Origin of the sequence: Paraburkholderia sp. BL23I1N1, from assembly GCF_003610295.1 — a bacterium.
Taxonomy (GTDB): Bacteria; Pseudomonadota; Gammaproteobacteria; order Burkholderiales; family Burkholderiaceae; genus Paraburkholderia.
Genome location: NZ_RAPV01000001.1, coordinates 5,133,687 through 5,147,034, shown reverse-complemented (window position 1 = coordinate 5,147,034; position 13,348 = coordinate 5,133,687). Strand labels below are relative to the sequence as shown.

Below are 13,348 nucleotides of genomic sequence, written 5' to 3'. Positions count from 1 at the left end.
TACCTGTGACCGTTCGATTCGGCCAACGGCCCATCGCCCGAGTCGAACAGCCGGTGCGATTGGCAACAGTGTCGAGATATCCGTGCTTTTCATGCGCCACTCAGCCGACTCGATCCTGCGACACACGTCAATTGCAATCTCCATAGCAATCGCTCTATGTCCCACGTTTCGACCTGCGTGAGTTTGCGAACCCGCAGGTCCAGCGTGGCAAGTGGAACACCCAACGTGCCGTGGGCTGCACTGAGCCGCTGGGCAACCCGCAAAACAGGGGGCATCGACGCTGCGAGCATAACGATTGCCGTGACCACAGGAACCATCCATACGTCTTCGATCGAAAGCGCGAGCCGTCCGATTTCGGCAAACTGCGCGACCTCGAGGACGCTAATGGACGAGATGGGCACCTCACCTCCGTCAAGCGTGTCCGCGATTTCCATGCGAGTCGCATCGCTTAGCTCAGTGCAATCACCTGGCCAGTAGATTGCGCCGTAGGTATCCAACGTGATCATTGGTGAACTCCTTCCGAGTCAGCGACCTGCTCACCAATGCCGTTCAAATCATAGTGAACTATCGAGGCGCGCAATGACTCCAGCGGGTTTGTACCTCGCGGAGGATGTGGTCGCATCTCGATCGTGTGGTGCCCTCGATCCGTCACCACAAGGCTCTTGATACTTTTTCCATCGAGATGTCACCTCCCTCCGGATTCGCCCAACTGCCTTCCACTTATGCCAAGGCTTTTGTGCTTGCAGAGTTAAAGTAACGTTATCGATAACGTCCGTAACGGCACGTTAGCACGCAGAGAGGCCTCGTTCAAGTAAGTGGAAGTGCGGGTATTCCCGAGTAAGAGCGCCTTTCGGCCAAAAAGCGCTTCAACAAGACGCCGCTGCGCCGGGTTGAGAGACCGTAACGCCAGCGGCCAAGCGTCCGAAAAGCACCGATATGTCGTGGTGGAGGACGTTCACACCTGCGTGCTCCGCCGATAAACGACGGAAAGATCTGCGAACAAGAGCCAATCAACGCTTGGCTGCCCGTCCGCTCATCAATCAAAACAGCGTCATGATGCCGGTGAACAGACCCGCCTGACTGTGACCATAGATCGGGTTGCCGTTCGACACTGCCTCGGTGGCGGAGTGAAAGTTGTTGTTACCGTAAGCGCCGTGGGTCAGACCATCGTTCGACGTTGAACTGTCACGTCCGTATACAGCCTCGTTATAGAGAAAAGGTCCGCCGCACTGAGATGTTGCTCCCCGATGCAAACGATGGCGTGGCGCGCCGTTCGCGCGCAGCGTCTGTCAGTCGGAGACGGAAATGGACGGACGCCTTTCGGGCCGGCAGACACGCAGTGCGGTTCACTACACCGGACCAGTGCCTGGCGATGCGAACAGCGTGTTCAGCGAACCACCGAAGACCAGAAGTGGAAAAGTGGAGGCGGACCGGTTGCACGGCCAAGGGCGCGCAGCAGTTTGCGGTGCCAGGTCAGCGCCGCGCGCCCTCGTTCTACCGATGGCGGCGCTCCGGGCGCTCGGCAGCCGCTCCCGCCTCTATGAGCTTCACTTCGCTAGTTCTTTCCGCTGAGATCAAGGCTTGTCGCATCGGCACACGCCAGGCGAGTGCCTGCCGCTTCGAGCCTTGGTTCTGCCAGACCACACGGCGTGTGGCGCAGCCAACGTCTTCAGCTACCGGTACTCAGCCGGCGCGCTGCCTTCGGCAACAATCTGAGTGCGTTACCAGACGCGATGGCCATCTTTTCATCGGCGGTAAAAATATGCGTGTCCCGCAGCGCCTGAAGGGCGGGCGCAATGCTGCTCGTGGCCATCATAGGAAAGTCAAACCCAAACATCAATCGAGCCGATCCGACCAGTTCACAAAGCGCCTGAAGCTGCACATGCGAAGTTGAGGCCGTCAGGTCGAAATCGAAGGAGGAGAGGTCGTGAAGGATCTCGTCCCGGCTGAGAGACTCGCCCCCATACAACGTCGCCCTCGCGGGACCGAGCAGGCCCATCCGGTGGGCCAGATAAGGAGTGACCCCGCCGCCATGCGCGCAGACGATGCGGATGTTTGGAAATCGTCGCCGCGCTCCCGTGAAGACCAGGTTTGCTACCGCGCGAGTCGTGTCAAACATAAACTCGAGGATCGCTGGATGGACGACTGAGTGGAGCGCGTCCTGGCCAGGGGGAGCCGAGGGATGGACGAAAAGTACCGCGCCGCGGCGATCAAGCTCAGCGAACCAGTCGTCGTAGCGTGCTTCGCCCAGATAGTAGCCCTGCATCTGGGGGGTACAGGAGATGCCATCCAGCCCGAGCACATCGAGCGCATAGACGCTCTCCGCCGCCAGTGCGTCGGGATCGCCCAGCGGCAATGAGGCGAACGCACCGAACCGTGTCGGCTGGCGCGACACGATCTCGGCCAAGGCCTCGTTCATGCCCCGCACGAGACTCGCCGCCTCCGCGCTCGGGATACCCTCAGCGGCGGAAGGCCACGAAAGAACGCTCATGGTGATGCCATGAGCGTCCATCACGGCAAGGTGAGCCGCTTCGCTCCAGGGCGGCGCGGGCCTACCCAGTATCTCCGGCGTGTCGTCCCCCCGACCCTGCGCCCGCGCCGCGGCTTTGCGCCAGATCGGCAGCAGCGCATGGGAATGTACGTCGACAATGTTGCTGCTCGTCATCGCGCTCTCAAGCTTTGCATCCGCGCTCATATCACACCCACGGACCGGTCGGACAATCGAACAGAAAACGACATGGCACCGGCCGCCACGTCCCATCGGTGAATCGTCGCGGTCGCGCCGGCGGCCACAAATGGGTCGCTTGCAACAATGCGTTCTGCTTCCTGGAAGCTTCCGGCGCGCAGAACGGTCATGCCATCCACCGGCCTGTTGCCTCCATCGAATCGAAGACCCGTAAAAGCGATGACACCCCCCGCCTCCTGCTCTTTCAGCCACGTAAGATGGCTAAATAGCCTCACTGGATCAGGGTCAAGCGCGCTGGTATCCAGCGTCACTACGTACATTGTCATGCGGTTGAAACTCTTCTTAAGGGTTTCGAGCGCATCGTCTTCAGCAGAGTATGGAGTTGCGGAATGCGTCATCAACGCCCCCTCTCAGTTAAAAGTCGGTTTCTCAAAGCATGGGGCCAAAGAAAGGCTCGCCCAGAAAAGTCGAGCCAACTGGTTCAATACTCTCTGGCCACGTCTGAACGTCCCTGTTGGGAAGCAAGCTTGGCTCGCGGACGCGACCGTCCCAGCCTACCTGGTCCATTTCGCTATACAGTTCCACGAGATGGTTGTCGGGATCCTCAAAGAAAACCGAGTACCGCAGGCCTGGCGAAATCTCGGACGGCAGATCGACGCGACGAGCCCCGGCCGCGGTCAGCCAGGCCGCCGCCGCCCGGAGCTGCGCGTAGGAGCCTACTCGGACGCCGAACGAAAGCGTCGTCGAGTCAGCACGAACGCCTAGCCTCTCGCGCAGTGCGATGTCGAAAAGCGCAATCGAGTGATGCTCGCCTCCCGCTCGGAGGAACGTGGCCCGGCACCCTTCCACCGACCGTTCTTCGGTCACGCTTAGTCCCAGTCGTTCACGATAGAAGCGACTCGCCACCTCGACGTCGCCGACAAAAAGCTTGAGCGGCCCGATCGCCGTCACCACAAAAGGCCTCGGCAGTAGAATTCCCTGGACCTCATATTTCGCTACGTCGACACCGCGGTCAACGTAGCCATCAGCAGGGCTTATCTTCTTGTCCAGCGCTGCGATGACTTCTTCCTGCTCGCAGATCTGCGGAAGCGGTGGCACCTCGCGAAAGCCCCGGTCGTACATCGAACGCGGCTTACTGTAGCCGTCCCAGCCAATCTGTTCGATGCCGTAATAGACTTCGACAATGTGGCCGTCCGGGTCGAATCCATAGGTGTGCCAGTTCGAACCAGGCGTGTCGCGGCCGCTCCGCAGGCGAGGGACATCCTTGTCCTCAAAGTACCGGGCAGCGTCCACCACCTCCTCGAGGCTGTTCACCTGCCAGGTGATCTGGTTCACCAGCACCTCGGGGAATGGATTGTTCGGCCTGCGCGCGTCCATGGCGCGTTTGTCAAACAGCACAAACGAATGGTGATCTCCACTGTGGCGCATAAAATAGCCAGAGTGTTCGCCCAAAGCTGCTTTGACAGCCACGTCATCAATCATCGGCCTGAAGTCGATGGGGTCGGAAATTCTAAAGCCGAGAACGTCCCGATAAAATTTCAGACACGCCTGGAGGTCGCGGACGTTGTAGCCGAAGTGCCCAAGCCGGCGGATCTGGAACGGACGAGGGAGCTTGACGCCGCCCACCGAATACGTGCGCTGCGGCTGCTGAATGGTTGAAGCAGAGGGTTTCATTATGACAGCCCGTAAACGTTAATGATAAAGGTCGTCACCGTCCACTAGCCGCCCATACCGCCGTCGACCATGAGCGCGGAGCCCGTAGTGAAGGAGCTATCGTCCGATGCGAGATAAAGGACAGATTTGGCAATCTCCTCGGGTTCTGCATGCCGGCCCAAGGGAATCAGGCTGTTCATGAAAGCTGTGCGATCCTGTCCCGTCCTGGCCGTCCACCGCTCTTCGGCTGCCTTCATGAACGGGTTGTTCACTGGCCCGGGATTGATTGTGTTCACGCGAATACCCCGGGAGGCCACCTCTTTCGCCAGGCATCGCGCGAGACCGACGAGCGCATGCTTCGCGGTGGAATAGGCGCAGTTGTTCACTGCGCCTTTCACGCCGACAATGCTCGAGGTGATGATGATGCTTCCACCTTCGCGCATCGCCGGGACGGTGTACTTGCATGCGAGGAAGCTGCCCCGGACATGGACCTTCATAACACTGTCAAAGTCGTCCTCGGGATATGCGGTAAGAGGCAGCACGGGGCCGTCATTTCCCGCGTTGCTGAAAAGCACGTCGATGCCACCGAAACGGTCCACGGTGGCGGCCACGTAGCGCTGAACGTCCGTTACGTCACTTACATCGGCAGCGACTGTCAGTGTGCGCGACGGGTCGAGAGTCTCTACAGCTTCGCGCAAACGATCCTCAGAAAGGTCGACGAGCACGATGTTCGCTCCCTCGCTTTGAAGCAAACGGGCAGAGGCCAGACCGAGGCTGCCAGCGCCGCCTGTGATGATGCATACCTTGTTAGAAAGACGGTTCATTTTGTCATGTCTCCATTTACCGCTCGTGACGAGCGCAGCAAGTTCATAAAATCTGTTTGTGTTACGTGCTAGTTCAATCCGCTCCCTTACGGGTCGTCCGACTCACGATTGCGCGACATGGATCGTCGACAGATAAGGTTGCAGAATTTCGCCGGCCTCGGCCTCCCCGGCATGGTCGAACACGCAGCGGTCGGGCCGCACAACGACAATATCGGCGCCGACCGTATCGAACCAGGCCACCACAGCCTCGGCTTTTTCAAGGTGCAACGACCCGGGGGCCCGGGCGGAGGGACTCACGCTCAGCCAGCAAACCGAATTATCGGTAGCCAGGCGCTCGGCAATTGACGGCTCCAGGTCACAGCGTGTTATGACGGCAGAACGGATTCCAATGACATCGTCCAGTCGCATCGACCGGCCTTCGAATGAAACGAACGGCTGCGGAAAGGCCGTGCCTGCGGCCTTGCCGCGACCGATGAACCCTGCGGCCACGGGCGGCATCAGCTTGTCTGTTTCGGTCCGGTCCAAAGGGCCAGCAGAGCGCATTGCGAGATCGCGCGCGGTCGCGTCGGTGCGGTCACGTATGCCCATGCCGCGGCCTACTTCGATCGCTCTTTGGATGATGGTGCGGACATGTGGCTTGCGCTCTGCCTCGTAACTCTCGAGCAGTGCGGGGGCGGCGCCCCGAATCTCCGCTGCAATCTTCCATACGAGGTTCGAAACGTCACGAACGCCATGGCCCATCCCCTGCCCAAGGAAAGGCGGCGTTCTGTGAGCCGCGTCGCCAGCCAGAAAGATTCGGCCCGAGCGCCAAGTTTCAGCGATCATCGCATTAAACGTGTAGGCCGCGTGCCTGATGATTTCGACCCGATCGGGGTCGGTCCACCGCGCAAGGGTTCGCGCGACGTTTTCCCTCGTGTTCGCGGCCTGTGGGTCTTCATCGGGACCGAGTTGCCATTCGAATCGTCGGTGCAGGCCAGGTCCGGGGACATATACTGCGGGCTGGTCCGGGTCGGAATAGATGACGGTCCTATCTGGTGGCAGAGGACTGCCTTCGTCGAAGAACACGTCAACAACGATCCAGTTTTCGGCGACGCCGAGGTTCTCCATCTCAATCTGAAGCGATGAGCGCGCGAAGCTACGGGCGCCGTCGCACGCAAGCACGTACCTGGCGGAAATTTCGACGTCGCCGCTGGCGCCTGAAACGTTCAGAGTAACGCCCGACGGATTCTGCACCATGCCTACGACTTCGCAGGCATGCCGCACATCGATTCCCTGGCGCTCGACGAGGTTGTCTCTCAGCGTCGCTTCGAGCAGCGGCTGGTAAAAGGAATACTGTTTGCACCATCCCGTGCTGTCGTCTTCCAAGAAGTGCAACCTTTTGGTGGGCTCTCCGTCCGCGCCGTAAATCGTCGTGCCCCGCTGTGTGCCGATCTGTGGCTGCAGCATGTTTGCAAGTCCCACGCCCTGAAAGACGCGCAGTACGTCTCCATTGAAGTGGATCGCACGTGGAAGGGGAAACGGGCGGGCCTCCTTTTCGACCACCACGGCGGTCAGACCATGCGCCATCGCCAGATTGGCAGCGGTAAGGCCGACGGGGCCAGCACCGATGATAGCGATGTCGTAGCTGGCGGAATGATTTCCAAACATTGGCGCTCCTTGGCCATTACATACAAATTGCACACACTCCCGTCCCTCGCGCATCTGTTCATTCCTGCGGCGCAGCGCTGTGAGGGGGACCGCAACACACCTATTTAGCCCCTACACGATCTTCGTCGTCAGTTGACCGATTTTCTCGATCCACACCGTTACCGTATCGCCGTGCTTCATGAACTCACCGGTTTCCGCTCCAGCACCCGCTGGAGTACCCGTAAATATGATGTCGCCAGGGTTTAACGTGATCTGCTCAGACAGGTAAGCGATCTGCTCCTGAACACTGAAGATCATTTTCGACGTGTTGGAGTCCTGCTTAAGTTCGCCGTTGACCCAGGTCTTCAGATCTAATTTGAGTGGATCGCCGACATCTTCCGCCGGAACAATCCAAGGTCCGATGGGAGCCGAATCCTCAAAGCTTTTAGCGTCGAGCCAACTGAAGCTGAACGGGAGAGACGATGGGATTTCTGGGCGCCGGGCCAGGTCGCGTGCAGTAAGATCATTGCCAACCATATAGCCGGCAACGTAAGACAGCGCTTCGTCAACCTTCACGTGTCGCGCGGGTTTGCCAATTACGGCCACCAGTTCGACCTCCCAGTCCACGTCGCGCGACGGTGCCCGCACTTCGGCACCCGGACCGACGCAGCACCGCGAGGCTTTGAGGAAGTGGAATGGCTTGCTTCCGACACTTTTCGGGTTCGGAAAGCGCTCCAGTCCCAGCTTGGCTGCCATTCGCGAGACGTGATCGGTGTAATTTGCGCCGGCACAAAACACGGCAGGCGGGTAAAGAATTGGAGCTAGTAGTTGAACACCTTCGAGCGCGCTGCTCGGATGGCTTTCGCGCCTCGCCACTGCCTCACGTAGAGCCGGCAGGACGTTCTCCCAGTTGCGCAGAAGTTCCAGGACAGTCGGGCAACCATGATCCCAAAGTAGGTCTGCTGCGTCGTACACGCGGTCGGCCGCGACGATCCCGGCTCGCGGTCCGCCGCTGGTGCTGTAGGTTACTAACCGGAAGCTCTCCATTCTCTTCAAACCTCATCCAAATGATCGTCCATTGTGACCGCCTCGACAGGGAACGCATGGCTTGCACTGTCGCCAGAATGCACGCGTCGTCCCGCCGCTTCTTTCCTACCCGCTATGGAAACCCGTAGCGGTGTATCAAAACCATCCGCGACTGTTTCTCGTATCAAGCATGTGGTTGTGGTTGATCGGAGCGGTCCGAACGCATCGGGCCGGCTTGTCTCACGGCATGGCGACGCGCGGGATACTCGTACGGGCCGAGGCGTGAGACCAAGGCCGCCGCCAAAACCAATAGCCCAATGTAAATGGCAAATGCGAAGCCGTAGCTGTGAGTTTTGTCGAAAACGATGCCGCTTATAAATGGCCCGACGCCAAATCCTGCAGAGAATGCCGCGAAGATCAATCCGTAGATTTCGCCAAAGTGTTTCAGGCCAAAATAACGACCGACAAAGTACGCCAGCAGGTCGACTTCGCCCCCAATCGCTATCCCGCAGAGAATGGCACCGACAAAAGGAATGAAGCCCATGACCCCACTTGCAATTAATGCAATTCCGCAGGCAGGGGCGAGAAAGAAAAATACAGCGAGCTTCACACCAGATACGCGATCGAGCAGCCAGCCGGAAACCAGGCGACTAATCAGCGCCGACAAGCCGATTAGGGCAATAGCCGAGGCCGCGTCCGCAGCTGGCATTCCCCGGTCCGTTAGCAGTGCAACCAGGTGGCTTACACATCCGTTGATGGCGACAATTGCGAAGAAAAAAGCGAGAGTCATGGCCCAGAACCGCCACGTCTTGAATGCGGCCCTTGCTTCCACCCCCGGAATCGTAACCGCGGCTTTCGAGTCCTGGTCAGTGTTGACCTCGGAAGGCTCTTTCATACAGACCGCAATGGGAATAAATGCAGCGCAAAGAACAATGGCTGCCAATATCAGGAATGCATGGCGCCAGCCTTGGGTCGCAATTAAAAAACCCGCAAGTTTTGGCACGATGGCAATGCCGAGTCCAATGCCTGCGATAGACAAGCCCAGTGCCAACCCACGTCGTTCATCGAACCATAGACTGATACCCCGCGCGTATGGAATTGGGGTCATCGCGACGCCTGAAAATCCCAGCAGCACGAAGAGCGCCATTATCAAAACAGATGAAGGAACAAGCATTGAAAAAGATGCTATCACCGCCGCGAACAATGCCGCCATGGGAAGAAGCACTTTCCGCGACCCCCACCGATCAAGAGCGATCCCGATGAAAGGGCTCCCAGCAGCGTTTACCAGGGAAGCCGTCAATATGCCCGCCGAGATAATCGATCGCCCGATACCCAGCTCGACACTTATTGGTTTCAGGAAAACTCCGAGTACATAGCCAATTGTCCCCATTCCCAGAAACAAACTGCAGAACGAGGCAACTACTATTAACCATGGATTGAATTTGCTAGTTTTAAACACACTGTCTCCGTTCTCTTAATTGTGGTCAATTGATAAGAACCCCGAGCATCCGGCGCGTGTCTTTCAGATGACATCATGCGTCCATGCTAGGAATCCCAGCCCGATTCTGGAAGATGGCGAAATCGCTTGAGCGATCCCGAAAATTGATCACCCCTTGGATCAGGCTTACTGCAGATGTGCACCGCGACAGTGCGCCCGGCGGCCCGTCATCGGGACATATTCCGCCAGCGATCAAATGCAATATTTCACGTGACTCCTCGGGCCGAGGTCGACCTCAGGTAAATCTAGTGTCGAACTAGGTAATTACTTAAACCAAATGGAGCAGTACATTGTGGGTTTGCGTTGCAGCCCTCCCTGCAATCTGGGCCGAACGGGCAAGAACTGACAGCCTGCGAATGAAATCCCTCCGACATTGAACGCCGTCATGAAACGATCGACGCGAGCGTGGTGGTATAGGTTCGTCAGCGATCTCTTCGTGCCGCTTGGCAGAGCTCGCTCAAGCGATCGGCGTGAGTAAGCCACGTTCAGCGACCGGCGACCCGCACACCGGGCAGACTATTGCGTTGCGAGATGATGTGCCGCCCTCTGGATCAGGTCGCAAAGATGGGAGGCGGCCGGTGTCAGCGGCAAGCCATGCCGGTAGACAAGGCATATGGGTGGAGCCGGCAGAACCTCACTAACGGGGATGACCTGCAGGACGTCCTTCCACAGCGTCGCATTGGGCCACTGTATCGGAAGCATCATAAGAAGCTCGGAACTGGCCATCGCAACCAGGAAGGTCAGCGCCGAGTGAGCCTGCATTACGAGACGGGGCGCAGGCAGTCCGTGTTCGGCAAAGAGAGGGCCGAGCTCCTCCTCCGCCTTGTGAGTAATCGAGGTCGTTATCCACTCTGCGTCGACGAGGTTGCGCAGCGTCCCCGCATTGGCCAGCGGGTGCCCCTTGCGTCCCACAATGACGCGAATGTTATCGAACAGCTTGACTACTGCCAGCTCACCGGAGACGTCCTTCGGGACTGGGCCCACATAAAAATCGACGGTGCCGTCTCGCAGGCGCAGCTCGATGCCAGGAAAAACCGAGTCGATGACGTTCAGTTTCACGCCCGGAAATCGCCGGCGAAACGGCCGCAGTGAGTCGGGTAGCAAAGCCAGATGAGGAACGCTAGAGCAAGCCAGCGTCACGTGACCGTGCGTTTCTCCACGCATCTGGTCAAGCTCCTCTTTTGCCCGCTGCAGTTCAGTACGCACTGCACTCGCGCGGCGCAAGAACGTTTCGCCCATGGACGTGAGGCGCACACCGGCGGCGCTGCGCTCAAATAACACGACGCCAAGTTCCCGTTCGAGCTCACGGATGCTTCGACTTATAGCGGGCTGTCCGGTACCAAGGTGACGGGCTGCTGCCCGAAGGCTGCCGCGATCGGCGACGGCCAGGAATTCATGGAGCGACTGAAGTTTCATAGCAAAGCAATGTAGGGCGTCAACTACCGTGGGAGTCCTGACAGAACAATTACGGTCGCGCATAAGATATTGGTGATGCAAATTTAGCATCAGTCGATGCCTAACTATAACCCTCCTGCATCGGGATTACTTCCGTAGTATCCCTACGCCTCGGACGACGAGGTGCGGCCCTGAACGGCCAGACGTACATAGGCGATCCCAAGCGGCGAGGATCACGGAAGTCCCCGCGCAAACGACGCCACTCGGCTAAGCCGATGAAAGTCGGAAGAACGTTACTCTGCCCCGACGCTAGGCGGACTCACTTGGGCGCTTGCCGCCCACGCTTCTCAAAACTGTATAAAACGCGGAGCTCGTGAGCCGCGACCCCATCGGCTGCCCGAACGGCGGGGTCGTTCAAGGCAGCCGAAACCAGTTCTTCCTCAGTTGGTGTTGCCCAGATAAAAGACAGCGGAGGTCTTAGGCTGCAGCGTTACGGTTGCACCCATGCTTATTCCCGATACCAGGTCGACGCCCCCAGTGAATCCCTGCGGCGCACGCATCGTGTAAGTCTGCGTCGGATGCGCATTGATGGCGATGAGCCAGTGCCCATACCTGAGTGTGTAACCGGTACCGCGGCCACCGTCGAAGTTGTTAGGCGGCACTTTCGCAAGCTCCGGTCGCATTGCGGCGGGCAGCACATCTCCAATGTTTGCGAGCACGGGATTGTCTGGCGGCTGCCTGCCGTGCGGCGGTGTGTTGTCAACCGATCCGTTGCGCGTTACGGTGTACCCAGCCGGCGTATATCGCAGGTCATCGAGGCTCACCTCCGCGAGACGCGCGTTCTGTGGAGTGGTCACGAAAATCTTGGCGAGATTGTTGATGGCGTCCGAGCACGTCCAGTCCAAAACAGCCCACAAGCGCTCTTCACCATGCTTTGCCGCGACCACCATGTTTTCTTCGTCGGTCCACGCGAAATCGGGCTGTCCAGATGTCATCGGAAGCACGATGCCCGTTGTCGGTTGCGCTCTGAAAGCCGCGTACGCATCCGGGAACTGCACGATGTCACTGCCACCTCCCCCAACCGTCAGTTGGCCAAGCAGTTGGCCTTCGCCAAATGCCTGCTGCGCATATCCCATCAGGTCGTTACCGATCACCGCAGCACCGGCCGCGCCTACGAGCACCGGATCGCCGAGATGGCCCAGATACGCCACATGCCAGTTTAGCTCCCAGTCGTTACGACAGCCGATCGGCTCAGCGACGTAGGACACGAGGTTGCCATTCGAATCAACGGCGGGATAGCGAAGCGCCGCGCGAGCGCGCAACATCTTGATGCCCTGCGCTTTCAGCTGGTCGTCGCCAATAACCTGTCCGAGATAGAATGCGGCGCCGCCCTGTTCACCATAATCACCGCCGACGAGACAGGTTTCTTTCGTCGTTCCGCGGCTGGTGACCTGATACCAGTTAGGACCGTTAGGCGACGTACCGCGTACCGGGACCGGTCCTTCGCCGGGTTGGTCGCTGCCCAGCCAGGGGCTGATGCCGAAACCCTCGTACAGGTACCGGCGTGCTTCCTGTTCGAGAAGAGCCTGGGACGAGTCGACCAGCAAAAGGCCAGCATTCGCCAGATAGATGCTGGTTGTGGTGTAGATCTCCTGATTGGCAAATACCAGACGGTGGAACCGGCCGTAATCGACGCTGGCGCGCAGCGCGTTCGCCCACGCCGTCTGGCGCGTAGTTGTCCCAATACTCCCGCCATAGTTCACGGTCTGGGCCATCAGATCGCGCACCTGCGGCCACAAGAGCCGGATCGCGTTGCCGGATTTACCAAAATAGCCACCCCAGCTGTCGTTGCCATGCGACCCGATGTAAGTGGTCGGCGCGGCAGCGTAGGCCGATACCAAGGCGTCCATGCCCGCGACGACCTGATTTACCGCCGCCTGATTCCTGTAAGCGGTCGTCCAGGTCACCGAGTAGGCTCGCGCGAGATAATCGAGATCGTTTGGCGTCAGCGACGACGGGGACGTCGACATCTTCGAGGTCAGTTGCTTGTTGACGTTCGCCTTGAAGCCCGACAGCCAGTTGGCCTCGTCCGTTGACGAGGTCGTCTTCGTGGTCGCCGCCGGCGCTGAACCCTGAACTTCGGAGGATACATCCAGATATCCGGTGGTATGCATGTAGGCACTGTAAATACCCACTGTCGCCGCATCCATTCGCTTCTGGTATGTGTCGTAGTTGACAGGGCCGTAATACGCAATGAAGCCGACCGAGCGCACCTTTATCGTGACGTGATTCTGCCCCGTGGTGAGTTTGAGCGGAATGCGGACTGTGCGGTAAATGAAGCGATCCGGGTACCAGCCATTGTTGTTCGACAGCATCTCCTCGTCGTGAGTCATGCGACGGCCGCCGACCTCATAGCCATTGACGTTCAGAATCAGCCACGACTGCGAGGTCTCCGAACCCCACATCTTGATCGTGAAATAGTTCTGTCGGACCGGATCGACGGCCATGGTGAACGTCATCTCGCCGCCGTAATAGTCCGGGTTCGGCGTGCGGGGCAGCAGTCGCCGTGCTTTCTGGCCGAGGCCCCCCGCGATCACATCACTTGGAGCACCCACCGAAGGGTTGGTGGGAATCGGTGAA

10 protein-coding genes are annotated in these 13,348 nt (G+C 58.9%); all 10 read right to left on the bottom strand.

Annotation, left to right across the window (positions count from 1 at the left end):
* Positions 1-89: 89 nt before the first annotated feature.
* Entirely contained in the window at positions 90-506 is a 417-nt protein-coding gene (locus B0G76_RS24085; protein WP_120294753.1) for a type II toxin-antitoxin system VapC family toxin, read from the bottom strand.
* A gap of 1,163 nt (positions 507-1,669) precedes the next feature.
* Positions 1,670-2,665: an amidohydrolase family protein gene (locus tag B0G76_RS24080; RefSeq protein WP_183082129.1), complete on the bottom strand. Its 996-nt coding sequence runs from the start codon at positions 2,663-2,665 to the stop codon at positions 1,670-1,672.
* Positions 2,666-2,691: 26 nt separating this feature from the next.
* A complete protein-coding gene (locus B0G76_RS24075) occupies positions 2,692-3,084 on the bottom strand; it encodes a YciI family protein (RefSeq protein WP_120296743.1) in 393 nt (130 codons plus the stop codon).
* Positions 3,085-3,115: 31 nt separating this feature from the next.
* Complete coding sequence (locus B0G76_RS24070; protein WP_120294751.1) at positions 3,116-4,360, bottom strand: VOC family protein; 1,245 nt, start codon at positions 4,358-4,360, stop codon at positions 3,116-3,118.
* Between the two features lie 44 nt (positions 4,361-4,404).
* Complete coding sequence (locus B0G76_RS24065) at positions 4,405-5,163, bottom strand: SDR family NAD(P)-dependent oxidoreductase (protein WP_120294750.1); 759 nt, start codon at positions 5,161-5,163, stop codon at positions 4,405-4,407.
* Positions 5,164-5,265: 102 nt separating this feature from the next.
* Positions 5,266-6,810: a bifunctional 3-(3-hydroxy-phenyl)propionate/3-hydroxycinnamic acid hydroxylase gene (locus B0G76_RS24060; RefSeq protein WP_183082128.1), complete on the bottom strand. Its 1,545-nt coding sequence runs from the start codon at positions 6,808-6,810 to the stop codon at positions 5,266-5,268.
* A 111-nt stretch (positions 6,811-6,921) separates the two neighbouring features.
* Positions 6,922-7,836 carry a fumarylacetoacetate hydrolase family protein gene (locus B0G76_RS24055; RefSeq protein ID WP_120294748.1) on the bottom strand — a complete coding sequence of 305 codons (915 nt, stop codon included), beginning with the start codon at positions 7,834-7,836 and terminating at the stop codon, positions 6,922-6,924.
* Positions 7,837-7,999: 163 nt separating this feature from the next.
* Positions 8,000-9,274 carry an MFS transporter gene (locus B0G76_RS24050; protein ID WP_147394077.1) on the bottom strand — a complete coding sequence of 425 codons (1,275 nt, stop codon included), beginning with the start codon at positions 9,272-9,274 and terminating at the stop codon, positions 8,000-8,002.
* A gap of 555 nt (positions 9,275-9,829) precedes the next feature.
* Positions 9,830-10,729: a LysR family transcriptional regulator gene (locus tag B0G76_RS24045; RefSeq protein WP_120294746.1), complete on the bottom strand. Its 900-nt coding sequence runs from the start codon at positions 10,727-10,729 to the stop codon at positions 9,830-9,832.
* 419 nt (positions 10,730-11,148) lie between these two features.
* Complete coding sequence (locus tag B0G76_RS24040; RefSeq protein ID WP_183082127.1) at positions 11,149-13,323, bottom strand: hypothetical protein; 2,175 nt, start codon at positions 13,321-13,323, stop codon at positions 11,149-11,151.
* Between the last annotated feature and the right edge of the window lie 25 nt (positions 13,324-13,348).

Bases quoted from the DNA above. Each gene is read 5' to 3' on its own strand.
- B0G76_RS24045 (WP_120294746.1), bottom strand. From the start codon at position 10,729: ATGAAACTTCAGTCGCTCCATGAATTCCTGGCCGTCGCCGATCGCGGC.
- B0G76_RS24060 (WP_183082128.1), bottom strand. From the start codon at position 6,810: ATGTTTGGAAATCATTCCGCCAGCTACGACATCGCTATCATCGGTGCT.
- B0G76_RS24080 (WP_183082129.1), bottom strand. From the start codon at position 2,665: ATGACGAGCAGCAACATTGTCGACGTACATTCCCATGCGCTGCTGCCG.
- B0G76_RS24075 (WP_120296743.1), bottom strand. From the start codon at position 3,084: ATGACGCATTCCGCAACTCCATACTCTGCTGAAGACGATGCGCTCGAA.
- B0G76_RS24070 (WP_120294751.1), bottom strand. From the start codon at position 4,360: ATGAAACCCTCTGCTTCAACCATTCAGCAGCCGCAGCGCACGTATTCG.
- B0G76_RS24055 (WP_120294748.1), bottom strand. From the start codon at position 7,836: ATGGAGAGCTTCCGGTTAGTAACCTACAGCACCAGCGGCGGACCGCGA.
- B0G76_RS24085 (WP_120294753.1), bottom strand. From the start codon at position 506: ATGATCACGTTGGATACCTACGGCGCAATCTACTGGCCAGGTGATTGC.
- B0G76_RS24065 (WP_120294750.1), bottom strand. From the start codon at position 5,163: ATGAACCGTCTTTCTAACAAGGTATGCATCATCACAGGCGGCGCTGGC.